This window comes from Ramlibacter sp., from assembly GCF_036676645.1.
Classification (GTDB): domain Bacteria; phylum Pseudomonadota; class Gammaproteobacteria; order Burkholderiales; family Burkholderiaceae_C; genus Ramlibacter.
On sequence record NZ_JAKFCM010000053.1, the window covers coordinates 113,226 to 136,713 of the forward strand.

At 70.3% G+C, this 23,488-nt stretch carries 24 protein-coding genes and 1 pseudogene; 14 read left to right on the top strand and 11 right to left on the bottom strand.

The window, feature by feature from the left end:
- Positions 1 to 40 precede the first annotated feature (40 nt).
- Positions 41 to 520: a BON domain-containing protein gene (locus V6M57_RS08530; protein WP_332814560.1), complete on the bottom strand. Its 480-nt coding sequence runs from the start codon at positions 518 to 520 to the stop codon at positions 41 to 43.
- 155 nt (positions 521 to 675) lie between these two features.
- Between V6M57_RS08530 and leuC the strand changes: the two genes are divergently transcribed.
- The 11 genes from leuC to accD all read left to right on the top strand — a co-directional run bounded on the left by leuC (position 676) and on the right by accD (position 12,748).
- Positions 676 to 2,097, top strand: a complete 1,422-nt coding sequence (gene leuC / locus V6M57_RS08535; RefSeq protein ID WP_332814561.1) for a 3-isopropylmalate dehydratase large subunit — start codon at positions 676 to 678, stop codon at positions 2,095 to 2,097.
- A gap of 11 nt (positions 2,098 to 2,108) precedes the next feature.
- Positions 2,109 to 2,240, top strand: coding sequence for an entericidin A/B family lipoprotein (locus V6M57_RS08540; protein WP_332814562.1), 132 nt, complete (start codon positions 2,109 to 2,111; stop codon positions 2,238 to 2,240).
- Positions 2,241 to 2,282: 42 nt separating this feature from the next.
- On the top strand, positions 2,283 to 2,927 hold the full coding sequence (gene leuD, locus V6M57_RS08545; RefSeq protein ID WP_332814563.1) for a 3-isopropylmalate dehydratase small subunit: 645 nt from the start codon (positions 2,283 to 2,285) through the stop codon (positions 2,925 to 2,927).
- A gap of 96 nt (positions 2,928 to 3,023) precedes the next feature.
- Positions 3,024 to 4,112, top strand: coding sequence for a 3-isopropylmalate dehydrogenase (gene leuB / locus V6M57_RS08550; RefSeq protein ID WP_332814564.1), 1,089 nt, complete (start codon positions 3,024 to 3,026; stop codon positions 4,110 to 4,112).
- Between the two features lie 78 nt (positions 4,113 to 4,190).
- Positions 4,191 to 5,339 carry an aspartate-semialdehyde dehydrogenase gene (gene asd, locus V6M57_RS08555; RefSeq protein ID WP_332814565.1) on the top strand — a complete coding sequence of 383 codons (1,149 nt, stop codon included), beginning with the start codon at positions 4,191 to 4,193 and terminating at the stop codon, positions 5,337 to 5,339.
- Positions 5,340 to 5,599: 260 nt separating this feature from the next.
- Positions 5,600 to 8,287 (top strand): FimV/HubP family polar landmark protein, encoded by a 2,688-nt coding sequence (locus tag V6M57_RS08560; protein ID WP_332814566.1) that lies wholly within the window; start codon positions 5,600 to 5,602, stop codon positions 8,285 to 8,287.
- 25 nt (positions 8,288 to 8,312) lie between these two features.
- The gene (gene truA, locus V6M57_RS08565; RefSeq protein ID WP_332814567.1) at positions 8,313 to 9,095 is read left to right on the top strand and encodes a tRNA pseudouridine(38-40) synthase TruA; all 783 of its coding nucleotides are present in this window, start codon (positions 8,313 to 8,315) and stop codon (positions 9,093 to 9,095) included.
- Positions 9,092 to 9,814: a phosphoribosylanthranilate isomerase gene (locus V6M57_RS08570; protein WP_332814568.1), complete on the top strand. Its 723-nt coding sequence runs from the start codon at positions 9,092 to 9,094 to the stop codon at positions 9,812 to 9,814. Before truA ends, V6M57_RS08570 begins: the two co-directional genes overlap by 4 nt.
- Positions 9,792 to 11,039, top strand: a complete 1,248-nt coding sequence (gene trpB / locus V6M57_RS08575) for a tryptophan synthase subunit beta (RefSeq protein WP_332814569.1) — start codon at positions 9,792 to 9,794, stop codon at positions 11,037 to 11,039. Before V6M57_RS08570 ends, trpB begins: the two co-directional genes overlap by 23 nt.
- Complete coding sequence (gene trpA / locus V6M57_RS08580; RefSeq protein WP_332814570.1) at positions 11,036 to 11,845, top strand: tryptophan synthase subunit alpha; 810 nt, start codon at positions 11,036 to 11,038, stop codon at positions 11,843 to 11,845. The genes trpB and trpA overlap by 4 nt, the downstream gene beginning before the upstream one ends.
- Positions 11,846 to 11,875: 30 nt before the next feature.
- Complete coding sequence (gene accD, locus V6M57_RS08585; protein WP_332814571.1) at positions 11,876 to 12,748, top strand: acetyl-CoA carboxylase, carboxyltransferase subunit beta; 873 nt, start codon at positions 11,876 to 11,878, stop codon at positions 12,746 to 12,748.
- 3 nt (positions 12,749 to 12,751) lie between these two features.
- Here the strand turns inward: accD and V6M57_RS08590 are convergent, their stop codons facing one another.
- Positions 12,752 to 13,297 carry a YggT family protein gene (locus tag V6M57_RS08590; protein ID WP_332814572.1) on the bottom strand — a complete coding sequence of 182 codons (546 nt, stop codon included), beginning with the start codon at positions 13,295 to 13,297 and terminating at the stop codon, positions 12,752 to 12,754.
- Positions 13,298 to 13,352: 55 nt separating this feature from the next.
- On the opposite strand from V6M57_RS08590, the gene V6M57_RS08595 reads away from it, so the two are divergent.
- Positions 13,353 to 13,985: an LON peptidase substrate-binding domain-containing protein gene (locus tag V6M57_RS08595; protein ID WP_332814573.1), complete on the top strand. Its 633-nt coding sequence runs from the start codon at positions 13,353 to 13,355 to the stop codon at positions 13,983 to 13,985.
- Between the two features lie 33 nt (positions 13,986 to 14,018).
- On the opposite strand, the pseudogene V6M57_RS08600 reads toward V6M57_RS08595, so the two are convergent.
- Positions 14,019 to 14,408, bottom strand: a pseudogene (locus tag V6M57_RS08600) (polysaccharide biosynthesis protein); the annotation flags it as partial.
- A gap of 234 nt (positions 14,409 to 14,642) precedes the next feature.
- On the opposite strand from V6M57_RS08600, the gene lysS reads away from it, so the two are divergent.
- Positions 14,643 to 16,184 (top strand): lysine--tRNA ligase, encoded by a 1,542-nt coding sequence (gene lysS / locus V6M57_RS08605; protein ID WP_332814574.1) that lies wholly within the window; start codon positions 14,643 to 14,645, stop codon positions 16,182 to 16,184.
- The gene (locus V6M57_RS08610) at positions 16,185 to 17,219 is read left to right on the top strand and encodes a metallophosphoesterase (RefSeq protein ID WP_332814575.1); all 1,035 of its coding nucleotides are present in this window, start codon (positions 16,185 to 16,187) and stop codon (positions 17,217 to 17,219) included.
- Positions 17,220 to 17,226: 7 nt separating this feature from the next.
- Here the strand turns inward: V6M57_RS08610 and nagZ are convergent, their stop codons facing one another.
- From nagZ to lepB, 8 genes are all read right to left on the bottom strand, one after another.
- Positions 17,227 to 18,363, bottom strand: coding sequence for a beta-N-acetylhexosaminidase (gene nagZ / locus V6M57_RS08615; protein WP_332814576.1), 1,137 nt, complete (start codon positions 18,361 to 18,363; stop codon positions 17,227 to 17,229).
- On the bottom strand, positions 18,360 to 18,767 hold the full coding sequence (acpS, locus tag V6M57_RS08620; protein ID WP_332814577.1) for a holo-ACP synthase: 408 nt from the start codon (positions 18,765 to 18,767) through the stop codon (positions 18,360 to 18,362). The genes nagZ and acpS overlap by 4 nt, the downstream gene beginning before the upstream one ends.
- Positions 18,768 to 18,848: 81 nt before the next feature.
- On the bottom strand, positions 18,849 to 19,601 hold the full coding sequence (locus tag V6M57_RS08625) for a pyridoxine 5'-phosphate synthase (protein ID WP_332814578.1): 753 nt from the start codon (positions 19,599 to 19,601) through the stop codon (positions 18,849 to 18,851).
- Entirely contained in the window at positions 19,598 to 20,338 is a 741-nt protein-coding gene (gene recO / locus V6M57_RS08630) for a DNA repair protein RecO (protein WP_332814594.1), read from the bottom strand. Before recO ends, V6M57_RS08625 begins: the two co-directional genes overlap by 4 nt.
- A gap of 123 nt (positions 20,339 to 20,461) precedes the next feature.
- Positions 20,462 to 21,412 carry a GTPase Era gene (gene era / locus V6M57_RS08635; RefSeq protein ID WP_332814579.1) on the bottom strand — a complete coding sequence of 317 codons (951 nt, stop codon included), beginning with the start codon at positions 21,410 to 21,412 and terminating at the stop codon, positions 20,462 to 20,464.
- Complete coding sequence (gene rnc, locus V6M57_RS08640) at positions 21,409 to 22,101, bottom strand: ribonuclease III (protein WP_332814580.1); 693 nt, start codon at positions 22,099 to 22,101, stop codon at positions 21,409 to 21,411. The genes era and rnc overlap by 4 nt, the downstream gene beginning before the upstream one ends.
- A gap of 7 nt (positions 22,102 to 22,108) precedes the next feature.
- On the bottom strand, positions 22,109 to 22,462 hold the full coding sequence (locus tag V6M57_RS08645) for a DUF4845 domain-containing protein (RefSeq protein WP_332814581.1): 354 nt from the start codon (positions 22,460 to 22,462) through the stop codon (positions 22,109 to 22,111).
- Positions 22,463 to 22,492: 30 nt separating this feature from the next.
- Positions 22,493 to 23,461 carry a signal peptidase I gene (gene lepB, locus V6M57_RS08650; RefSeq protein WP_332814582.1) on the bottom strand — a complete coding sequence of 323 codons (969 nt, stop codon included), beginning with the start codon at positions 23,459 to 23,461 and terminating at the stop codon, positions 22,493 to 22,495.
- Positions 23,462 to 23,488 lie beyond the last annotated feature (27 nt).

Sequence of the window (23,488 nt, forward strand, 5' to 3'; positions counted from 1 at the left end):
CATGAACGGCAAAGGCCCGCTCCGGCGGGCCTTTCTGCATTCAGGGCGCCGTGCGGTAGCGCGGCACCGCAGCCGTGCCGACGCCCAGGAAGTTGGCCACGCCCATCACGTCGTCGACCAGCAGCACCGCCTTCTCGATCTGCTCGGCCTGTTCGGGCGTGCGCACGCAGCCCATCAGGGTCACCAGCCGGCGCTCGCCCAGCACCCAGACGCTGGTGTCGTCGAACCGGCCGTCCATGCGCAGGTACTGCGCCACGCGGGGAACCAGCTCCTTGTCGTAGAGATAGGAATTGGGTAGCCGGCAGCGGCCGACCCGGTAGCAGCTGGCGCCGTGCTGGGCCCGCACGTGCGCCTCGGCTCGCATCTCCTGCTCGGTCATGCCCGGCGGCGCCGGCACCGGACAGCCCGGCAGGGCGGCGGTGACCTGCACGAAGGGATCGTCGAACCAGTTGCGGCGCTCCTGCGAGGCGGCCGCGGACGCCAGCGCGGCAGCCAGGATGAGGCAAAGGCGGGTCTTCATGCACGGGTCCCTCCCCGCCAGCATGCTGCGGGCCGGCAGCCGGCGCTGTCAATCGCGCCGCGCCGGCGGGCAGCCGGGCGCCGAGCGGTGTGCCCTTACGGAAGGGCGGTGCCACCCCGGCCGATAAAATCCCCGGCTTCAGCCGGAAGTACCCCATGGGACGCACCCTCTACGACAAGATCTGGGACGAGCACGTCATCCACACCGAGGAAGACGGCACGGCCATCCTCTACATCGACCGCCACCTGGTGCACGAGGTCACCAGCCCGCAGGCCTTCGAAGGGCTGCGCGAGGCCGGCCGCAAGGTCTGGCGCACCAGCTCGGTGGTGGCCACGGCCGACCACAACACGCCCACCACCGGCTGGGAACGCGGCTACGCCGGCATCGACGATCCGATCAGCAAGGAGCAGGTCACCACGCTGGACCGCAACATAGGCGAATTCGGCGCGGCGGCGTACTTTCCGTTCCTGTCCAAGCGCCAGGGCATCGTGCACGTGATCGGCCCCGAGCAGGGCGCCACCCTGCCCGGCATGACCGTGGTCTGCGGCGACTCGCACACCTCCACCCATGGCGCATTCGGCGCCCTGGCCCACGGCATCGGCACGAGCGAGGTCGAGCACGTGCTGGCCACGCAGACGCTGCTGGCCCGCAAGGCGAAGAACATGCGGGTCCAGGTGGACGGTCAGCTGGCGCGCGGCGTCACCGCCAAGGACATCGTGCTGGCCATCATCGGCCGGATCGGCACCGCCGGCGGCACCGGCTACACCATCGAGTTCGGCGGTTCCGCGATCCGTTCGCTGTCGATGGAAGGCCGCATGACGGTGTGCAACATGGCCATCGAGGCCGGCGCCCGCGCCGGCCTGGTGGCGGTGGACGACAAGACCATCGACTACGTCAAGGGTCGCCCCCTTGCGCCCACCGGCGTGGAATGGGAGCAGGCGGTGGCGTACTGGCGCACGCTGCACTCCGACCCGGATGCGAAATTCGACGCCGTGGTGGAACTCGATGCCTCGCAGATCGTCCCGCAGGTCACCTGGGGCACCTCGCCCGAGATGGTGCTGGGCGTGGATGGCCGCGTGCCCGATCCCGACAAGGAAAAGGACGCCACCCGGCGCGGCGCCATCGAACGCGCGCTCACCTACATGGGCCTGGAGCCGGGCAAGCCGATCAGCGACATCTTCATCGACAAGGTGTTCATCGGCTCGTGCACCAACAGCCGCATCGAGGACATGCGCGAGGCCGCAGCGGTGGTGAAGAAGCTGGGCCGGAAGGTGGCGAAGAACGTCAAGCTGGCCATGGTGGTGCCCGGCTCCGGCGTGGTGAAGGAGCAGGCCGAACGCGAGGGCCTGCACGAGGTCTTCAAGGCGGCCGGCTTCGAGTGGCGCGAGCCGGGCTGCTCCATGTGCCTGGCGATGAACGCCGACCGGCTGGAGCCGGGCGAGCGCTGCGCGTCCACCAGCAACCGCAACTTCGAAGGCCGCCAGGGCGCCGGCGGCCGCACGCATCTGGTGAGCCCGGCCATGGCCGCCGCTGCGGCGGTGCACGGTCATTTCGTCGACGTCCGTCAATTCATCTAGGAGGAGAGCCCATGTCCGTCAAGAAGATCGCTGCCCTGTTCGCGCTGGCCGTGCTGCTCGCCGGCTGCAACACCGTCCAGGGCATGGGCCAGGACCTCCAGAAGGCGGGCGGCGCCATCGAGGACGCGGCCCGCAAGAAATAAGGAACGCGAGCCCGCGACCGTCCCGTCCCCGGCTGCATCGACATGAAAAAGTTCACCGTACACAAGGGCCTCGTCGCCCCCATGGATCGCGAGAACGTCGACACCGACGCGATCATCCCCAAGCAGTTCCTCAAGTCGATCCGCAAGACCGGCTTCGGCCCCAACCTGTTCGACGAGTGGCGCTACCTGGACCCCGGCTATCCGGGCCAGGACCCGGCCAGCCGCAAGCCCAACCCGGACTTCGTGCTGAACCAGCCGCGCTACCGGGGCGCATCGGTGCTGCTGGCACGCAAGAACTTCGGCTGCGGCTCCTCGCGCGAGCATGCGCCCTGGGCCCTGGACCAGTTCGGCTTCCGGGCCCTGATCGCCCCCAGCTTCGCCGACATCTTCTTCAACAACAGCTTCAAGAACGGCCTGCTGCCCATCGTGCTGCCGGAGGCCACGGTGGCGAAGCTGTTCGACGAGGTGCAGGCCTTCCCCGGCTACGAACTCACCATCGACCTGGATCGGCAGGCGATCGTCAAGCCGGACGGCACGGAGATCGCCTTCGACGTGCAGCCCTTCCGCAAGTACTGCCTGCAGGGCGGCTTCGACGACATCGGCCTGACCCTGCGCCAGTCCGACAAGATCAAGGCCTTCGAGGCGCAGCGCCTGGCCACCAAGCCGTGGCTGGCCCATACCCTGTGAGTGACGAGCGACGAATGACAAATGACTCTTGCGTCATTCGTCATTGAGAGCGGAACGCGCGAAGTCATTCGTCATCAGCAAAGCGAGTCAAGCGAGATGAAGATTGCAGTGCTGCCCGGCGACGGCATCGGGCCGGAAATCGTGGCCGAAGCGGTCCGGGTGCTGGATGCCCTGGACCTGAAGTTCGAGATGGAGTCGGCGCCGGTCGGCGGCGCCGCCTACGAGGCGCACGGCCACCCGCTGCCCGAATCCACCCTCGCGCTGGCCAGGCAAGCCGACGCCATCCTGTTCGGTGCCGTGGGCGACTGGAAGTACGACCAGCTCGAACGCGCGTTGCGCCCCGAGCAGGCGATCCTGGGCCTGCGCAAGCACCTCGGGCTGTTCGCCAATTTCCGGCCGGCGATCTGCTACGAGCAGCTCACGCATGCCTCCAGCCTGAAGCCGGAGCTGGTGGCCGGGCTGGACATCCTGATCATCCGCGAGCTCACCGGCGACATCTATTTCGGCCAGCCGCGCGGCCGCCGCAGCGCACCCGACGGCCACTTCCCCGGCGCCGAGGAAGCCTTCGACACCATGCGCTACACGCGCCCGGAGATCGAGCGCATCGCGCACGTGGCTTTCCAGGCCGCCCGCAAGCGCAGCCGGCGCGTGACCAGCGTCGACAAGGCCAACGTGCTGGAGACCTTCCAGCTGTGGAAGGACGTGGTGATCGAAGTGGGCAAGCAGTACCCCGACGTCGAGCTGGACCACATGTACGTGGACAACGCCGCCATGCAACTGGTGCGCGCGCCCAGGAAGTTCGACGTGGTGGTCACCGGCAACCTGTTCGGCGACATCCTGTCGGACGAAGCGGCCATGCTCACCGGCTCGATCGGCATGCTGCCCTCGGCCAGCCTGAACGAGCGCAACCAGGGCCTGTACGAGCCCAGCCACGGCAGCGCGCCGGATATCGCCGGCCAGGGGATTGCGAACCCTTTGGCTACAATACTGTCCGCCGCCATGATGCTCCGCTTTTCCCTGAACCAGCCCGAAGCCGCCGACCGGATCGAATCCGCGGTGAAGCAGGTGCTCGCCTCGGGGCTGCGCACGGCGGACATCCACTCCGAGGGCACCACGAAGGTCGGCACCCGCGCCATGGGCGACGCCGTCGTGGCCGCGATCACCACCAAAACCACCAAGGGCTAGCCAGCTCCGGTTCGTCGCGCGCCTGTTCCCCGGCCAGACGAGCCGGGGCAAACGGATCCAATTGAAAGGCGTATGACGATGGCACTCTCCAAGGCACAACAACCGCTGGTCGGCCTGGTCGGCTGGCGCGGCATGGTCGGCTCGGTCCTGATGGACCGCATGCAGGCCGAAGGCGACTTCGGCCTGATCGAACCGGTCTTCTTCTCCACCTCCAACGCCGGCGGCAAGGCGCCCGCCCAGGCCAGGAACGAGGCGACCCTGAAGGACGCCTTCGACATCGAGGCGCTGCGCCAGTGCGACATCGTCATCACCTGCCAGGGCGGCGACTACACCAGCGAGGTCTTCCCCAAGCTGCGCGCAGCCGGCTGGAACGGCCACTGGATCGACGCCGCCTCCACCCTGCGCATGAAGGACGACGCGGTCATCGTCCTCGACCCCGTCAACCTGCCGGTCATCCGGAACGCGCTGGGCAAGGGCGGGCGCAACTGGATCGGCGGCAACTGCACGGTCAGCTGCATGCTGATGGGCGTGGGTGCGCTCTACAAGGCCGGGCTGGTCGAGTGGATGAGCAGCATGACCTACCAGGCCGCGTCGGGCGGCGGCGCGCAGCACATGCGCGAACTGCTGACCCAGTTCGGCACCCTGCATGCCGAAGTCGGCGCGCTGCTGGACGACCCCAAGTCCGCCATCCTGGAGATCGACCGCAAGGTGCTGGCGCGCCAGCAATCCATGGGCGGCGCCGAAACCGAAAACTTCGGCGTACCGCTGGGCGGCTCGCTGATTCCCTGGATCGACAAGGACCTCGGCGAGGGCGTGTCGCGCGAGGAATGGAAGGCCGGCGCCGAAACCAACAAGATCCTCGGCCAGGGTCCGGGCTTCGGCAGCGCCGCCGTGCCGGTCGACGGCTTCTGCGTGCGCGTGGGCGCGATGCGCTGCCACAGCCAGGCCCTGACCTTCAAGCTGAAGAAGGACGTCCCGCTGGCCGACATCGAAGCCCTGATCGCGGCCGACAACGAGTGGGTGCGCGTGGTGCCCAACACCCGCGAAGCCACGCTAAAGGACCTCACGCCGGTGTCGGTGACCGGCACGCTCGGCATTCCGGTCGGACGCCTGCGCAAGATGGCGATGGGGCCGCAGTACCTGGGCGCCTTCACCATCGGCGACCAGCTGCTCTGGGGCGCAGCCGAACCGTTGCGCCGCATGCTGCGCATCCTGCTCGACGCCTGATCAGCGCCATCGCGCCGCGACGGTCACCGGCGGCGCGTGTCTGTAACGGCGCATTTACAGTTCGTTGTCGAGTGGCAACATGAGCCTGCGCCTTGTCGGGTTCGGCAACCGGCTCCGAACGTTAAGCCTTGTCTCAGCTTGTCGCCCTAAGACATTGATGCTATGGTCCTTTTAGCTATATCCGTCTCGAGGCGAATGTCCGCATGAAGAGAACAAAACTGCCTGCAGACCGAGCGGTGGGGGCCTCAACAAACGACAAGATGAAACGGCCGTGGCAAGCCCATGCATTGGCGCTTGCCGCGGCCGCCTTGTTCAGCCTGCCCTCTCCGCCGGCGCAGGCCCTTGCCTTGGGCCGCGTCACGGTCCAGTCCGCGCTCGGCGAGCCGCTGCGCGCCGACATCGAACTGCCCGGCATCACCGCGGACGAGATCGCCAGCCTGCGCGTCAACATGGCCACCCCCGATGCCTTCAGGTCAGCGGGCATGGAGTACAGCCCCGCGCTCCCCGGCCTGACGATCACGCTCGAAAAGCGTCCGGACGGACGCCATTTCCTGCGGCTGTCCGGCCAGCGGCCGGTCAACGACCCCTTCATCGACCTGATCCTGGAGACCACCTGGTCGTCCGGCCGCATCGTGCGCGACTTCACGATGCTGTTCGACCCGCCGGCCTTGCGGCAGGGCCGCACACCCTTGGCCGCCCAGGTGTCGCCCGCGCCGCAGCGCTCGGCCGTGCCCACCCCGGTGGCTCCGCAGCGCACCGCGCCGGCCACCGCCAGCCGCACGCCTGCCGCTGCGGCACCGGTTGCGCCCGCACGCGACAGCGAGGAGCGCAAGGTCACCGTGCAGTCCGGCGACACCGCCGGCGCCATTGCCGGCGCCCACAAGGCCGGCCACGTGTCACTCGACCAGATGCTGGTCGCCATGCTGCGCGCCAACCCCGATGCCTTCGTCCAGGGCAACGTCAACCGGTTGCGCGCAGGCGCCGTGCTCAGCCTGCCCACGGCCGAGCAGGCGCAGTCGGTCGCGCCTTCCGAAGCGCGCCAGATGGTGCTGGCGCAAAGTCGCGACTTCAATGAGTTCCGGCGCCGCCTCGCCGAAGGCGTGGCCGCGGCGCCGGCCGGCCAGCCGCAGCGGCAGGCCAGCGGCCGGGTGCAGGCCCAGGTCGAGGACAAGAAGCCTGCGGCGGCCTCCCCCGACAAGCTGACCCTGTCCAAGGGCGGCGTGCAGGGCAAGGCCAGCGCCGACCAGATCGCGCGCGACCGCGCGGCCCAGGACACGGCCAGCCGCGTCGCCGAGCTGAACCGCAACCTGAGCGAACTCAACCAGCTCAGCGGCGCCGTCCCGGGCGGCACCGGCACGGCTGCCACCAGCCCCGCGCGGCCCGGCTCCAGCCCCGCGCTGCCTTCGCTGCCCGTTCCTTCGCCGGCCGCGGCGGCCGCGGCGCCTGCGTCTGCACCGGCTGGGGCGACGCCGGCCGCCGCTGCTGCCTCGGCTGCAGCATCCGCGCCGGCGCCGGACAGCACCCAGGCTTCCGCGACGGCAGCGCCTGCCTCGGCGCCGGCTTCCGCTTCGGCGGCAGCGGCCGCTGCCTCGGCGCCCGCGACGGATGCGACGGCCGCACCCGCCCCTGCTGCGCCGGCCTCGGCACCGGCTGCCGCCGCTCCCAAGCGGCCGGCGGCGCCGCCCGCGCCCCTGCCCGAGCCCAGCCTGGCCGACGAGCTGCTGGACAACCCGCTGCTCCCGGCGGCCGGAGGCGGCATCCTGGCGCTGCTGCTGGGCCTGGGCATCTGGAAGATCCGCCAGCGCCGCAAGGCGACGCAGGTCGACAGTTCCTTCCTGGAAAGCCGCCTGCAGCCGGACTCGTTCTTCGGCGCCAGCGGCGGCCAGCGCATCGACACGGCGGAAGGCACTCCGACCGGCTCCTCGATGGTGTATTCGCCGAGCCAGCTCGACGCCGCCGGCGACGTCGATCCGGTGGCCGAAGCGGATGTGTACCTCGCCTACGGCCGCGACCTGCAGGCCGAGGAGATCCTCAAGGAAGCCGTCCGCATCAACCCGCACCGCATCGCCATCCACGCCAAGCTGCTGGAGATCTACGCCAAGCGCCACGACGCCAAGGCTTTCGAGCAGCTCGCCGGCGAGGCCTATGGCCTGGCACAGGGCCAGGGCCCGGAATGGGCGCACATCTGCGAGCTGGGGCTGGAACTGGACCCGTCCAACCCGATGTACCAGCCGGGCGGCCAGCCCTCGGCCGGCGACGCGGGCGCAGCGGGGGCGGCCATCGGCATGGCCCCGGCGCGGCAGGAGGCCCCGCTGCACGAGGAAGCGAGCGGCGCCGCAGTCGACCTGGACCTCGATTTCTCACTGGACGACCCGGCCGGTGCGCCGGCCGCGGCTGCGCCCTCGACGGACCCTGCCACCACCCTGGCAGTGCCGCCGGCGGCTCCCGCCGCGCCGGCACTGGACATGGATTTCGGCCTGGCCACCCCGGCTGCGGCGGTGCACCCGAAGCCGGCGCCCGCCGGGCCGGTCCAGCTGGACACGCCCGACCTGGCGCTCTCCGACAACGGCCTCAGCTTCGACCTCGATGCGCCCGCTGCGGCGGCGCCGGCCGGCGCACCGGCGGCCGCGGCGCCGGCGCCTGCGGCGGCCGACGGCGGCATGATCGAGTTCGACCTGGGCGCGCTGTCGCTGGACCTGGGCGCGCCCGCGGCCGAAGCAGGGCCGGCCGCAGCCGCGGACACCGGCGATTCGAGCCTGACCACCGCCGGCCTGGAGACGGCAGCGACCGGTGGCGACGACCCGCTGGCCACCAAGCTGGCACTGGCCGAGGAGTTCAACGCCATCGGCGACGCCGACGGCGCCCGCAGCCTGGCGCAGGAAGTGATCGCCGAAGCCTCCGGCGAACTCCGGTCGCGCGCGCAGAAGCTGCTGGCGGAGATCGGCTGATCCCGCAACCCAGCGCAGGCCGCCCATGAGATGGGCCCTGGCCATCAGCTACCTCGGGCAGGCCTACGACGGCTGGCAGAGCCAGCCCTCCGGCCGCACGGTGCAGGACCGTCTCGAGGCCGCCCTCGCCCGCTTCGCCGACCAGCCCGTCTCCACCGTCTGCGCCGGCCGCACCGACGCCGGGGTGCACGGGCTCATGCAGGTCGTCCATTTCGACACGCCAGTGAGTCGCGAGCCCTTCTCCTGGGTTCGCGGCACCAACCGCTACCTGCCGGCCGACATCGCCGTGCAATGGGCCCAGCCGGTGCCCGACGAGTTCCACTCGCGCGCCTGCGCGCTGGCCCGCCGCTACGCCTACGTGCTGCTGCAGTCGCCGGTGCGCCCCAGCCTGGAAGCCGGCCGCACCGGCTGGGTGTTCCGGCCGCTCGACGAAGCCCCCCTGCGCGACGCCGCGCAGCGATTGCTCGGCCGGCACGACTTCACCTCGTTCCGCGCGTCGGCCTGCCAGGCGAAGTCGCCGGTGAAGACGATGCGGCGCATCGAGATCACGCGCCGCGGCCCCTACTGGCGCTTCGAATTCGAGGCCGACGCCTTCCTGCACCACATGATCCGCAACATCATGGGCTGCCTGGTGCAGGTCGGCCAGGGGCTGCAGCCGCCGCAGTGGATGGACGAGGTGCTGGCTGCGCGCAGCCGGGATGCCGCCGCGCCCACGTTCTCGCCGGACGGGCTGTATTTCCTCGGCCCGGTGTACGAGCCCCGCTGGGGCTTGCCGGAGCGCACCGCTGCTTATGATTGGCTGCCATGAGCGCCGCGCATCCCCTGCCGAGCCCGCGCACGCGGATCAAGATCTGCGGCCTCACGCGTGAGCAGGACGTCGACGCCGCCGTCGAGGCGGGTGCCGATGCCGTCGGCTTCGTCCTCTACCCGAAGAGCCCGCGCTTCGTGACCGCGCAGCGGGCGGCCGAACTGTCGCGCCGCCTGCCGCCCTTCGTCACGCCGGTGCTGCTGTTCGTCAACGAAGCCCCGGAGACCGTGCTGAGGGCCGCGCGGGGCGTGCCCGGCGCCATGCTGCAGTTCCACGGCGACGAAACGCCCGGGCAATGCGACGCCGCCAGCGGCCATGGCGCGCACCCCTGGATGCGGGCCGCGCGCATCCCGCTGCACGCCGCCGAAACCTTCGACTTGGTAAAATTCGCGGCTTCCTACTCCAGCGCCCGGTCGCTGCTCCTCGATGCCCATGTCGAGGGCTTCGGCGGCGGCGGCAAGGCATTCGATTGGTCACGGCTTCCACCAAGCGTCAACGCTCACCTCGTCTTGTCTGGTGGACTGACACCTGCAAACGTGGCCGATGGCATCGTGCAGGTACGGCCGCGTTGCAGGACGCTGGCCGTTGATGTGAGTTCCGGGGTCGAGGCGTCCAAGGGCGTCAAGGACCCGGACAAGATCCATCGGTTCGTCGCGGCCGTGCGTGCCGCCGACGCACTTCTTGCAAGGTCCCCGAATGCCCTCCTCTCCTCAGCCTGATGCCGCCGGCCATTTCGGCCCCTACGGCGGCAGCTTCGTCAGCGAGACGCTGACCCACGCCATCGAAGAATTGCGCGCCGCCTACGCGCGCTACCAGCACGACCCGGAGTTCCTGGCCGAATTCCGCTACGAGCTCGCCCATTTCGTCGGCCGGCCCTCGCCCGTCTACCACGCGCAGCGCATGAGCCGCGAGATGGGCGGCGCCCAGATCTACCTCAAGCGCGAAGACCTCAACCACACCGGCGCCCACAAGATCAACAACGTGATCGGCCAGGCCATGCTGGCGCGCCGCATGGGCAAGCCGCGCGTCATCGCCGAGACCGGCGCCGGCCAGCACGGCGTCGCCACCGCCACCATCTGCGCCCGCTACGGACTCGAGTGCGTGGTCTACATGGGCAGCGAGGACGTGAAGCGCCAGAGCCCCAACGTCTATCGCATGAACCTGCTGGGCGCGCGCGTGGTGCCGGTCGAGTCCGGCAGCCGCACGCTGAAGGACGCGTTGAACGAGGCCATGCGCGACTGGGTCACCAACGTGGAGAACACGTTCTACATCATCGGCACGGTGGCCGGCCCGCACCCCTATCCGATGATGGTGCGCGACTTCCAGAGCGTGATCGGCAACGAGTGCATCGAGCAGATGCCCCAGATGACCGGCCGCCAGCCCGACGTGGTGGTCGCCTGCGTGGGCGGAGGCAGCAACGCCATGGGCATCTTCCATCCCTACATTCCCTTCGAGGCGACCCGCCTGGTCGGCGTGGAGGCCGCCGGCGAAGGGCTGGACAGCGGCAAGCACTCGGCCTCGCTGCAGCGCGGCAGCCCCGGCGTGCTGCACGGCAACCGCACCTACATCCTGCAGGACGCCAATGGCCAGATCACCGAGACCCACAGCGTCAGCGCCGGCCTCGACTACCCCGGCGTGGGCCCCGAACATGCGTGGCTGAAGGACAGCGGGCGCGCCGAGTATGTCGGCATCACCGACCGGGAGGCGCTGGACGCCTTCCATTACCTGTGCCGCACGGAGGGCATCATCCCGGCGCTGGAATCCAGCCACGCGGTGGCCCATGCCATGAAGCTGGCGAAGACCATGAAGCCCGACCAGAGCATCCTGGTCAACCTGTCCGGCCGCGGCGACAAGGACATCGGCACGGTGGCGGACCTGGCGGGCGTGGATTTCTACGACCGGCCTTCCATGCGCGGCCTGAAGGTGAAAGGCGGCCCCCAGTGAGCCGCATCGCCGCCACCTTCGCCCGTCTGGCCTCCGCCGGCCGCAAGGCGCTCATCCCCTACGTCACCGCCGGCTTCCCCTACCCGGACGTCACGCCGCAGCTGATGCACGCCATGGTGGAAGCGGGCGCCGACGTCATCGAACTGGGCGTGCCCTTCTCCGACCCGATGGCCGACGGCCCGGTGATCCAGAAGGCCGGCGAGAAGGCGCTGGCCGGCGGGGTCGGGCTGGCCCAGGTGCTGGCCATGGTACGCAGCTTCCGCGAACGCGACAGCCGCACGCCGGTCGTCCTCATGGGTTACGCCAACCCGGTCGAACGCTACGACCTCACGCACGGCGCCGGCGCGTTCGCGCGCGATGCGGCGGCCGCCGGCGTCGACGGCGTGCTGGTGGTCGACTATCCGCCGGAGGAGTGCGAGGCGTTCGCCGCCGATCTCCGGGCGGCCGGCCTCGACCTGATCTTCCTGCTGGCACCCACCAGCACGCCCCGGCGCATGCAGCAGGTGGCGCGCGTGGCCAGCGGCTACGTCTACTACGTGTCGCTCAAGGGCGTGACCGGTGCCGGCCACCTGGACACGTCCGCCGTCGAGCAGATGCTGCCGCGCATCCGCGAGCACGTGCGCATCCCCGTGGGCGTGGGCTTCGGCATCCGCGACGCGGCCAGCGCGCGCGCCGTCGGCCGCGTCGCGGACGCGGTGGTGATCGGCACCCGGATCATCCAGCTGATCGAAGACCAGCCGCGCGAACGCGTGGGGCCGGCCGCGGCCGCCTTCCTGCGCGAGATCCGCCAGGCCCTCGACTCATAGAATCACCCGATTGCCCAGGAGCACCCGCCCATGAGCTGGCTCGAGAAACTGCTGCCCCCCAAGATCCAACCGACCGACCCGAATGAGCGCCGCGGCGTGCCCGAGGGCCTGTGGGTCAAGTGCCCCAGCTGCGAAACGGTGCTGTACAAGACCGACCTCGAGCACAACCAGAACGTGTGCCCCAGCTGCAGCCACCACCACCGCATCGGGGCGCGGGCCCGCCTCGACGCCTTCCTCGACCCGGAAGGCCGCTGGGAGATCGGCCAGGAAGTGCTGCCGGTCGACGCGCTCAAGTTCAAGGACAGCCGGCGCTACCCCGAGCGGCTGAAGGAAGCGCTGGAGAACACCGGCGAGACCGACGCCCTGGTCGTCATGGGCGGCGCCGTGCACGGCATCAGCCTGGTGGCCGCCGCCTTCGAATTCGACTTCATGGGCGGCAGCATGGGCAGCGTCGTGGGGGAGCGCTTCTCGCGCGGCGTCGAGAGCGCCGTCGAGCAGAAGGTGCCCTTCGTCTGCTTCACGGCCACCGGTGGCGCGCGCATGCAGGAAGGCCTGCTGTCGCTGATGCAGATGGCCAAGACCAACGCCGCCCTCACGCGGCTGGCCAGGAAGGGCCTGCCCTACGTCAGCGTGCTCACCGACCCGACCATGGGCGGGGTGAGCGCCGGCTTCGCGTTCGTCGGCGACGTGGTGATCGCGGAGCCGAAGGCGCTGATCGGCTTTGCCGGCCCGCGCGTGATCGAGTCGACGGTGCGCGTGACGCTGCCCGAGGGCTTCCAGCGCGCCGAGTTCCTGCAGCACAAGGGGGCGGTCGACTTCATCTGCGACCGGCGCGAGCTGCGCCAGAAGGTGGCGCACACGCTGGCCATGCTGCTGCGCCAGCCGGCCGATGCGGTGATCTGAGCGCTACAGCACCGGCCGGAACACCGCGGCCAGCATCATCGTCAGCACCTGCAGCAGCACCAGCAGGGCCAGCGGCGACAGGTCGATGCCGCCCACCAGCGGGATGAGGCGGCGAAAGGGCCGCAGCAGCGGCGCGCACAGCCGGTCGACGATGTCGGTGAGCATCGAATCGCTCTGGACCCACGAGAGCACCGCATAGACGATCACCAGCGCGGTGAGTGCCGACAGCACCAGCCGCACCAGCCCGTACAGGGCCATCGCGAAGACGGCGACCACGCCCAGGCCGCCGCCGAACAGGGCCCACAGGATCGCGTACTGGGCCAGCTCGAAGAGGAAGGCCGCGACGAGGCTGGCGGTGTCCCAGCGCGCCAGCGGGGGCAGCACCTTGCGCAGCGGCAGCACGATCCAGTCGGTCAGGGCGAAGACGAAGCGGCCGATGGGATTGCCGAAGGGCACGCGCTGCCGCTGCATGTACAGCCGCAGCAGGCAGGCGCCGCCGAGCAGGCCGCTGGCCACATCGAGGAGGAAGGAAAGTATTTGGTAGCCCATCGCTCCGGCGTCACAGTCCGCGTGGGATGATAGCGGCGTCACCCGGGGTTTCTCCTTGGCCACCGCCCTCACCTTGCAGTCGCTCCCGCTGTTTCCGCTGGGCACGGTGCTGTTCCCCGGCGGCGTGCTGCCGCTGCGAATCTTCGAGGTGCGCTACCTGGACATGATCGGGCGCTGCCACCGCGCGGGGGCGCCGTTCGGCGTGGTGTCGCTCACGCAGGGCCAGGAGGTGCGGCAACCCGGCAGCGGTCCGGAAGCCTTCGCGACCGTCGGCACGCTCGCCACCATCGAGGCGCTGGAGCAGCCGCGGCCCGGATTGATGACGATCCGCGCCCTCGGCAGCCAGCGCTTTCGCATCCGCTCCAGCGACCAGCTCAGGCACGGCCTGTGGGTCGCCGATGTGCAGCAGCTCGATGCCGACCTCGCGGTGCCGGTGCCTGCGGACCTGCAGCCCGCTTCGGACGCGCTCGGCCGCCTGATCCGGTCGCTGCAGGACAAGGCGGCCGGTGCCGGGCCGGTGCCGATCGCGCCGCCCTGGCGGCTGGACGATTGCGGCTGGGTCGCCAACCGCTGGTGCGAGCTGCTGCCGCTACCGGTGGCGCTCAGGCAGCGGCTGATGGAGCTGGACAACCCGCTGCTGCGGCTGGAACTGGTCGGGGACGTCCTTGCAAGGACCGGGATTGCCTGAGAACGGCAATCCGAAGCCCCGGGCGCCGGGCGCTTAGGGGCCAGGGCCCGGGGGGACGGGAGCGGCGCCAGGCGGTGTGTACTCGGGAACCTGGGCGCGCAGCCATTCACGCAGTTCGGCCCCGGATGGCGCAGCGCCGGCGTCCTCGATCCAGCGCGCCACCGCTTCCATGTCCGGCGGGGGGCTGCCCGCCTTGGCCACGCGCAGCTTGGGGTGCGGGGTCGGCAGGGTCGTCTCGTCGTCGGCCAGCAACTCCTCGTACAGCTTTTCGCCCGGACGCAGCCCCGTGAAGCTGATCGGGATCTCCTGTTCGGTGCGCCCCGACAGCCGGATCAGCATGCGCGCCAGTTCGACGATGCGCACCGGCTCGCCCATGTCCAGCACGAAGATCTCGCCCGAGCGGCCCATCAGCCCGGCCTGCAACCCAGTCCGCCAGCGCGAGCACGGCGAGGTCGGCCAGCCCGCTGCTGCCGAATGCCGCCGCCAGCGCCGACTCGCGCGCCACGCCCAGCAACCGGCTGGCCAGCAGCAAGGCCAGGGACAGGGCACCGGCGCGCAGGAACATGGCTGGCGATTATCCGTAGCCGGTAGCCGGCGGGCAGGCAAAACTAAAATCAGCGGTTTGCCCCTGCGCAGCCTGCAACGCGCCCCCTGCCCATGTCCCAGCCCCAAACGCCCGCGGCCAGCGCCGCAGCCGCCGACGACAACCAGCTGATTGCCGAACGGCGCGAAAAACTCAAGGCGCTGCGCGACGCGCAGCGCGAAGGCCGGGGGGTCGCCTTCCCCAACGACTACAAGCCGGCCGACCACGCGGCCGACCTGCACGCCGCGCACGGCGACAAGCCCGCCGAACGGCTGGAGGCCGAAGGCACGGTGGCGCGGGTGGCCGGCCGGATGATGCTCAAGCGCGTGATGGGCAAGGCCAGCTTCGCCACGCTGCAGGACGCGAGCGGCCGCATCCAGGTCTACGTCACGCGCGATGCCGTCGGCGAGGAGGCCTATGCCGCCTTCAAGCACTGGGACCTGGGGGACATCCTGGGCGCCGAGGGCAAGGTGTTCAAGACGCGCACCGGCGAGCTGTCGCTGCACGCCACGTCGGTCCGCCTGCTCACGAAGAGCCTGCGGCCGATGCCCGACAAGTTCCACGGCATCGCCGACCAGGAGGTCAAGTACCGCCAGCGCTACGTCGACCTGATGACCGACGAGGAGGCGCGCAAGCGTTTCGTCGCGCGCAGCAAGGCGATCTCGGGCATCCGCGACTTCATGGTGCAGCACGACTTCCTGGAGGTGGAGACGCCCATGCTCCACCCCATTCCCGGCGGCGCCAATGCGCGGCCCTTCGTGACGCACCACAACGCGCTGGACCAGCAGATGTTCCTGCGCATCGCGCCGGAACTGTTCCTCAAGCGCCTGATCGTCGGCGGCTTCGAGCGGGTGTTCGAGATCAACCGCAACTTCCGCAACGAAGGCATCTCGGTGCGCCACAACCCCGAGTTCACCATGATGGAGTTCTACGCGGCGTACTGGAACTACCGCGACCTGATGGACTTCACCGAGGCGCTGGTGCGCGACGCGGCGCAGAAGGCCGCCGGCACGCTGCAGCTGGCGTACTCCGGCCGGCCGGTGGACCTGGCCGCGCCCTTCGAGCGCCTCACCATCCGCCAGGCGATCGGCAGGCACACCGAAGCGGGCGCCGGCGCAGACGACCGCGACTGGCTGGTCGCGGCGCTGAAGAAGCTGGGCCTGTCGGAAGACAAGGACCGCCTGTCCGGCCGTACGCTGGCCAGCCTGCAGGTGCTGTATTTCGAGGAGGCGGTGGAAGAGAAGCTCTGGCAGCCCACCTTCATCATGGAGCACCCGACCGAGATCTCGCCGCTGGCGCGCGCCAACGACCAGCGGCCCGAGGTCACCGAGCGCTTCGAGCTGTACATCACGGGGCGCGAGATGGCCAACGGCTTCTCCGAGCTGAACGACGCCGAGGACCAGGCCGCCCGCTTCGCCGCCCAGGTCGACGCCAAGGACGCCGGCGACGACGAGGCCATGTACTTCGACCACGACTTCGTGCGCGCGCTCGAGTACGGCATGCCGCCCACCGGCGGCTGCGGCATCGGCATCGACCGGCTCATGATGCTGCTGACCGACAGCCCCAGCATCCGCGACGTGATCCTGTTCCCGGCGCTGCGGCGCGAAGGCGCGTAGGTGCCGGTTGCGCCCGGCGGCACGGCCGGCGCGCGACGGGTTGCGCTCCGGCTCTCGGCCGCCCTGCTCGCCTGGACCGTCGCGAGCCTGGCGGTCACGGGCTGGGACTGGCAGGACCGCTGGACGACACCGGGCCGTGAGGTCCTGCATTTCCTGCGGCTGTGGCTGTTCTGGCTATCGGCGGCCTTCCCGCTGGCGCTGGCCGCGGTTGCAGCCCTGGGGCTGTACTGCACCACGCGGCGCGCTCGCATCCTGTGCCTGCTGCTCGCGCTCGCGCTGGCGGCCGGCAGTTGGGCGCGCCTGGCCGAACCCGAGATGCTGCGGGTGCGCGAGACCGTGCTGCGCGGCGCACCGGCGCCGGCCGAGCCGGTCCGGATCGCCCTGGTGGCCGACCTCCACCAGGGCCTGTTCGGCCGCGACCACCAGTTGCGCCGGCTGGTCCGGCGCCTGAACGAACTGGGGGTCGATGCGGTGTTCTTCGCAGGCGACTGGACCAACGAGCCGCGCCGGGACCTGGCCACAGGCTTCGCTCCCCTGCGCGACCTGCGCGTGCCGGCCTTCGCGGTGCTGGGCAACCACGACACCGGGGCACCCGGCCCGCCGGTGGCCGGCGCGCTGCGGCAAGCGCTGCAGGCCCATGGCGTGCAGGTGATCGAGGGGCGGCGCATCCGCTGGAAAGGCTGGGAGCTGGTGGGCCTGGCCGACCTGTGGGGCGGCTCGCCGCGCGGCCAGATCCGCTCGTTGCGGGGCCCGCACCCGCCCCGGCTGGTGCTGGCCCACCAGCCGGACACCTACGCCTTCCTGCCCCCGGGCTCGGCTTTCCTGGCCATGGCCGGCCATACCCACGGTGGGCAGATCCGCCTGCCCTGGCTGACCGATCAGGTGCTGCGGAACCTGACCCGTAACGCCTGGTGGGATGGCCTGTACGACACGCCCGCCGGCCGCCTCTACGTCACGCCGGGTACCGGCATGATCGGCCTGCCGATGCGCCTGGGCGTGCCGCCGACCATCGACGTGATCTCGCTGCTGCGCTGAAGCGGGGTCAGGGCAGCAGGCGCAGCGCCTGCATGTAGTGCGGCTGCACCATCAGTTCGTCCCAGCCCGGCGGCTGGCCGACCGGGAGCAGGGCCAGCCGGCGTTGCTCGCCGGCGGGATCGGGCTGCCACTGCCCCTGGGCCTGCGCCGCGGCCAGTCCGTCCAGCAGTTCGTCGACCGAGTGGCCGTCGCCCAGCGACTGGTTGCACAGCAGCACCATGTCGCAGCCGGCCGCGAGCGCGGCGACCGCCGCTTCGGTGTAGCTCACCAGCCGCCCGTCGATGCGGCGCGCGCCTTCCATGCTCAGGTCGTCGCTGAACACCGCGCCGGTGAAGCGCAGCCGCTCGCGCAGGATCTCCTGCAGCCAGCGGCGCGAGAAGCCCGCCGGCCGGCTGTCCACCTTGGGGTAGATCACGTGGGCCGGCATCAGGCTGGTCAGCGCCATGTTGAGCCACCCGTAGGGCGCGGCGTCGTCGGCCAGGATGGCCTTGAGGCTGCGCCGGTCCATCGGGATTTCGGTGTGCGAATCGGCCCTGACGAAACCGTGGCCGGGGAAATGCTTGCCGCAGTTGGCCATGCCGGCCTGCAGCAAGCCGAGCATCAGGCTCTGGGCCAGCAGCGTGACCACCCGCGCATCGCCATGGAAGGCGCGGTCCCCGATCACACCGCTGCGGGAGGCGCCGGGCCGCCCCGCGGGTGCCGCGCGGCCGCGAGCGGCAGCCGGCGCAGGCACCTGCGTGGAGGTCGTGTCCTGCCAGTCGAGGTCGAGCACCGGCGTGAAGCTGAAATCGACGCCGCAGGCGCGCAGTTCCGCTCCGAGCACGTAGCCGGCCGCCGTGGCCGCCTGGGTGGCCGCCAGCGCATCGCGCATCCACAGCTCGCCGAAGGCGCGCATCGGCGGCAGGTGGGTGAACCCGCCATGGCGGAAGCGCTGCACCCGGCCCCCCTCGTGGTCCACGCAGATCAGGGCGTCCGGCCGCACCGCCTTGATGTCGGCGCACAGCTGGGTGAGCTGCTGGTGGTCCTGCCAGTTGCGGGTGAACAGGATCAGTCCGCCGGTCAGCGGATGGGCGAGCCGGCGGCGATCGGTGGAGCTGAGTTCGGTCCCGGCGATGTCCAGGATCACGGGGGCGTGTTCATTCATGCGGTGTCTTGTCGTTCCTGTTCCACGACCACGAAGCTGGCCGCGTAATCGCTCTCGTCGGTCACGCTGAGGTGCGCCTTCAGGGCGCGTGCGTCGAACCACTGCTTCAGGTCGCCGTGCAGCACCAGGACCGGCTGGCCGCCGGGCCGGTTGGCGACCTCGCAGTGGCGCCAGGTCATGGGCATGCGCATGCCCAGCCCCACCGCCTTGCTGAAGGCCTCCTTGGCCGAGAAGCGGGTGGCCAGGTAGCGCACGCCGCGCTCGGGCCAGCGGGCGCGGCGGGCGAGGAAGACCTGCAGTTCGCGGTCGCCCAGGATGCGGCGGGCGAAGCGCTCGCCATGGCGCTCCAGGGACGCGCGGATGCGGCGCACGTCGCAGATGTCGGTGCCGATGCCGTAGATCACGCGGCACCTCCGCCGGCCGGGCCGCTGGTGGTGCCCCTTCCGGCGGGCGCGCCACGGGCGCTTCGGGGCTCGGCTTTCACTTCAGGCGAACGCGCGCTCGATGCAGGCCAGGTACTCGCGCACCGTGGCGGCGTAGCCCAGCTCCAGCGCATCGGCGATCAGGGCATGGCCGATCGAGACTTCCCTGACGCCGGGCACGGCCCGCAGGAAGTCCGCCAGGTTGTCGCGGTTGAGGTCGTGGCCGGCGTTCACGTCCAGGCCCGCCGCCTGCGCCGCCCGGGCCGCCTCGGCAAAACCGCACAGCACCTCGTCCTGCCGCTGGGTGCCCCACGCGCGCGCATAGCTCTCGGTGTAGAGCTCCACCCGGTCCGCGCCGACGGCGTGCGCCGCCGCCATCATGTCCGCACGCGGATCCATGAACAGGCTGACGCGCACGCCCAGGGCTCGCGCTTCCTGCACCAGCGGGCGCAGCCGGTCGGCATCGGCCGGCAGGTCCCAGCCGTGGTCGCTGGTGAACTGGCCCTCGCTGTCGGGCACGAAGGTGCACTGGTGCGGGCGCAGGCGGCGCACGTGCTCCATCAGGTTGTGGAAGGGATTGCCTTCGATGTTGAACTCGGCGCCAGCATGGTGGATGACCAGCTCGCTCAGGCCGGTGACGTCCTCTCCCCGGATGTGGCGACCGTCCGGGCGCGGGTGCACCGTGATGCCGTGCGCGCCGGCCTCCAGGCAGATCGAGGCAGCGCGGGTCACGCTGGGAATGCCCAGGTGGCGCGTGTTGCGCACCAGCGCGATCTTGTTCAGGTTGACGGACAGGGTCGTGCGGTTCGGGCTCATAGGGACTGGAGGTCCAGCATCAGCTGGCGCGTGCGCAGCGTGGCGACGCCGCAATGGTAGTGCAGCAGCTGGCGCAGTTGCGGCTTGAGTTCGGGCATGGCGGACGCCGCCCGCAGGGTGGCCGAGTACGGCGCCGGGTCGTCCAGCGCAGCCTGCAGCGCCCGCCATCGATGGCCGGCCAGGCTGGCACGCTCGCCCTCCGGCGCGGCCACCAGTCCGCCTTCGGGCTGCAGGGCGTACCGGGCCTGCGGCAGCAGCGGCTCCTGCGTGGGTGTCTGCGCTTGCAGCGCCGGCAGGAAGCCGGCTTCGCGCAGCAGCAGCAGCTCGAAGGCGCGCAAGGCCGGCTGCAGGGCTTCGCCATGTTCCGAGGCAATCACCTGGACCGCCGCGGCGTAGGCATCGAACAGCCGCGGGTGGGGGTCATCGCGCGCCAGCAGCCGCAGCAGCAGCTCGTTCAGGTAATAGCCGGACAGCAGCGCATCGCCGGTGGGCATGACCTGCCCGCCCACCCATTCGGCCGACCGGAGCGTGCGGATCTCCGCATCGCCGCCGAACGCCAGCCGCAAGGGCTGCAGCGGCAGCAGCACCGGGCGGAAGCTGGAACTCGGGCGCTTGGCGCCCTTGGCCACCAGCGCCACGCGGCCGTGCCGGCGGGTGAACACCTCCAGGATCAGGCTGGACTCGCTCCAGTCGTAGCGGTGCAGGACGAAGGCGGGTTCGTCGGAGGTTCGCTTCATGGCGGCATGGCGGATGACGGCGCTGCGCTCCAGGACGGCATGACGAATGACATCGCTGCGCTCGATGACGAATGACCCGGTATGCCCTCTGTCATCGGTCATTCGTCATTCGTCATTCGTCATTCACTCATAGCCGAAGCTGCGCACCCGCGCCTCGTCGTCGGCCCAGCCGGTGCGCACCTTGACCCACAGCTCGATGAAGACCTTGGCGCCGAGCAGCTTCTCCAGTTCCTGCCGGGCCTCGGTGCCGATGCGCTTGAGCCGCTCGCCCTTGTCGCCTATCACCATGGCCTTGTGGCCGTCGCGCTCGACGATGATGGTGGCGGCGATCCGCACGAAGCGGCCGTGCTGGGGGCTGGGCTCCTCCTCGAACTTGTCGACCACCACCGTGGAGGTGTAGGGCAGTTCCTCGCCGGTCAGCCGGAACAGCTTCTCACGCACCGTCTCGCCGGCCAGGAACCGCTCGCTGCGGTCGGTCAGCTCGTCCTCGCCGTACCACCAGGGCTGCTGCGGCAGGTACTTGCCGCAGATCGCGAACAGGCGCGCCACGTCCTTGGGATTCTTGGCCGACATGGGCACGAACTCGGCGAACGGATGCCGCTCCTGCATGTCGCGCAGCCAGGGCGCCAGCTCGCCGCGCCGGTGCACCGTGTCCAGCTTGTTGGCCACCAGCAGCGCCGGGACGTCCGGCTTGAGCAGCGACAGCACCTTGGCGTCGGCCAGGGTGAAGCGCCCGGCCTCGACCACGAACAGCACCAGGTCGACGTCGCCGATCGCCCCCATCACGGTCTTGTTCAGCGAGCGGTTGAGCGCCGTCGCATGGCGGGTCTGGAAGCCGGGGGTGTCCACGAAGATGAACTGCGTGTCGCCGACCGTGCGGATGCCGGTGATGCGGTGGCGCGTGGTCTGGGCCTTGCGCGAGGTGATGCTGATCTTCTGCCCGACCAGCGCGTTGAGCAGGGTCGACTTGCCGACGTTGGGCTTGCCCACGATGGCGACCACGCCGCAGCGCTGGGCCGAGGCGCCGGCGCCCGGCGGGTCGGCGGGAGCTGGGGAGTCGGAGTCGGGGTTCATTTCATCCTGGACTTGAGCGCCAGCAGCATGGCCGCGGCGGCCGCCTGCTCGCCGGCCCGGCGCGAGGAGCCGATGCCGCGCTCGCTGGCGCCCAGCTCGGGGACATCGCACTCCACGTCGAAGGTCTGCTTGTGGGCGGCGCCCAGCACGCCGGCCACTCGGTACACCGGCAGCTTCATCTTGCGGGCCTGCAGCCACTCCTGCAACTCGGTCTTGGGATCCTTGGCGGCGGCCTGCATGCCCGGGGCGATCTCCAGGTCACGGAACAGCCGCTGCACCACGGCCTCGGCGGCGGCATAGCCCGCGTCGAGGTGGACGGCCCCGATCACCGCTTCCAGCGCATCGGCCAGGATCGAGGGCCGGCGGTGGCCGCCCGAGCGCGCCTCCCCTTCGCCCAGCCTGAGCAGGCCCGGCAGCCCCAGCTCGACGGCCAGCCGGTGCAGCGTCTCCTGCTTGACGAGGTTGGCGCGCACGCGCGAAAGCTCGCCCTCGGCCAGGTCGCCCAGCCGCCCGTACAGCATGGAGGAGACGGCGAGGCCGAGAACGGCGTCGCCGAGGAATTCAAGGCGCTCGTAGTGCTCGGAGGAGAAACTGCGGTGCGTCAGCGCCCGCTGCAGCAGCCGGGGCTGCGCGAACCGGTGCTGCAGCCGCGACTGCAGCGCTCCGAGCCCGGCCGCTTCGCCATCCACGCCGTTCCTACTTGGTCGTGTGGGCGTACTTGAGCAGCAGGTACGCCGGGCCGAACATGTGGATTTCCTTGCTGTACGCAACCTTGAGCACGGTGCGGTCGTTGGCGCGCGAGATCTCCAGGTCCCTGGAGCTGATCGACTTGATGTCGTCGATCTGCGCGGCGCGCTCGAAGGAATTGCGCACCTCGGCAGGGCTGCCGGCGTCCTTGGACCTCTCCATCGCCTTGACCACCGCCTGGAACTCGATCAGGGTCGGGATCGCCTGCGCCACCAGCACGGCACCGGCGGCCAGCAGGGCGATGAAGAAGATCATGCCGATGAACGAAATGCCGGCCTGGCGGACCACGGAAATGTTCCTCATGTATACCCCTCGCTACTCCAGGAAAGCGCCTTATTCGAAGGAGCCGATCCGCTTCAGGTCGCCGAAATTCATCCAGATGAAGAATGCCTTGCCGACGATGTTGCGCTCGGGCACGAAGCCCCAGTAGCGCGAATCGAGCGAATTATCCCGGTTGTCCCCCATCATGAAGTAGTGACCGGGCGGCACCTTGCAGACCACGCCCTCGACACTGTAGCGGCAATTGTCGCGGTACGGATAGTCGTCCGCGCCCGGCACGAACGCGGGGCGCTCCTGGTCGTTCAACACCCGGTAGGTCTTGCCGCCCAGCGTCTCGCGGAACTGGCGCGAGTAGCGCATGGCGTCCTCCTCGAAGAAGTCGGCCTGCGGCTGCGTGGGAACCGGCTGGCCGTTGATGGACAGCCGCTTGTTCAGGTAGGCCACTTCGTCGCCGGGCACGCCGATCACGCGCTTGATGTAGTCCAGGCTCGGCTTGGGCGGATAGCGGAACACCATCACGTCGCCGCGCGCCGGCGGCGTGCCTTCGGTGACCTTGGTGTGCAGCACCGGCAGGCGCAGCCCGTAGGCGAACTTGTTCACCAGGATCAGGTCGCCCACGTGCAGCGTCGGGATCATCGAGCCGGACGGGATCTTGAAGGGCTCGAACAGGAACGAGCGCAGCACGAAGACCGCCAGGATCACCGGGAACAGGCCGGCGGTCCAGTCCAGCCACCAGGGCTGCATCAGCAGCTTCTGGCGGGCCTGGGCGATGTCGGGGCCGTCGACCTGGCTGATGCCCTGGGCGGCCAGCTGGGCGCGGCGCTGCCCGGCCTGCTGCGCCACGGCATCGGCGGCGCGGCGGCGGCGCGGCAGGAACACCAGGCGCTCGGCCAGCCAGTACAGGCCGGTCACCACGGTGGCCAGGAACAGCAGCAGCGCGAAGTTGCCTTCGACCATGCCCAGGTACCAGGCCAGGGCGTACCCGGCGAATCCCGCGAGGACCGCGGCGGTGAGCACCGGCATGGGGTCAGGCCTCCATGCGGGCCGCCC

Coding starts and splice junctions, on each gene's coding strand:
- V6M57_RS08530 (WP_332814560.1), bottom strand. CDS start 520: ATGAAGACCCGCCTTTGCCTCATCCTGGCTGCCGCGCTGGCGTCCGCG.
- leuC (WP_332814561.1), top strand. CDS start 676: ATGGGACGCACCCTCTACGACAAGATCTGGGACGAGCACGTCATCCAC.
- V6M57_RS08540 (WP_332814562.1), top strand. CDS start 2,109: ATGTCCGTCAAGAAGATCGCTGCCCTGTTCGCGCTGGCCGTGCTGCTC.
- leuD (WP_332814563.1), top strand. CDS start 2,283: ATGAAAAAGTTCACCGTACACAAGGGCCTCGTCGCCCCCATGGATCGC.
- leuB (WP_332814564.1), top strand. CDS start 3,024: ATGAAGATTGCAGTGCTGCCCGGCGACGGCATCGGGCCGGAAATCGTG.
- asd (WP_332814565.1), top strand. CDS start 4,191: ATGGCACTCTCCAAGGCACAACAACCGCTGGTCGGCCTGGTCGGCTGG.
- V6M57_RS08560 (WP_332814566.1), top strand. CDS start 5,600: ATGAAACGGCCGTGGCAAGCCCATGCATTGGCGCTTGCCGCGGCCGCC.
- truA (WP_332814567.1), top strand. CDS start 8,313: ATGAGATGGGCCCTGGCCATCAGCTACCTCGGGCAGGCCTACGACGGC.
- V6M57_RS08570 (WP_332814568.1), top strand. CDS start 9,092: ATGAGCGCCGCGCATCCCCTGCCGAGCCCGCGCACGCGGATCAAGATC.
- trpB (WP_332814569.1), top strand. CDS start 9,792: ATGCCCTCCTCTCCTCAGCCTGATGCCGCCGGCCATTTCGGCCCCTAC.
- accD (WP_332814571.1), top strand. CDS start 11,876: ATGAGCTGGCTCGAGAAACTGCTGCCCCCCAAGATCCAACCGACCGAC.
- V6M57_RS08590 (WP_332814572.1), bottom strand. CDS start 13,297: ATGGGCTACCAAATACTTTCCTTCCTCCTCGATGTGGCCAGCGGCCTG.
- lysS (WP_332814574.1), top strand. CDS start 14,643: ATGTCCCAGCCCCAAACGCCCGCGGCCAGCGCCGCAGCCGCCGACGAC.
- nagZ (WP_332814576.1), bottom strand. CDS start 18,363: ATGAATGAACACGCCCCCGTGATCCTGGACATCGCCGGGACCGAACTC.
- V6M57_RS08625 (WP_332814578.1), bottom strand. CDS start 19,601: ATGAGCCCGAACCGCACGACCCTGTCCGTCAACCTGAACAAGATCGCG.
- recO (WP_332814594.1), bottom strand. CDS start 20,338: ATGAAGCGAACCTCCGACGAACCCGCCTTCGTCCTGCACCGCTACGAC.
- era (WP_332814579.1), bottom strand. CDS start 21,412: ATGAACCCCGACTCCGACTCCCCAGCTCCCGCCGACCCGCCGGGCGCC.
- V6M57_RS08645 (WP_332814581.1), bottom strand. CDS start 22,462: ATGAGGAACATTTCCGTGGTCCGCCAGGCCGGCATTTCGTTCATCGGC.
- lepB (WP_332814582.1), bottom strand. CDS start 23,461: ATGCCGGTGCTCACCGCCGCGGTCCTCGCGGGATTCGCCGGGTACGCC.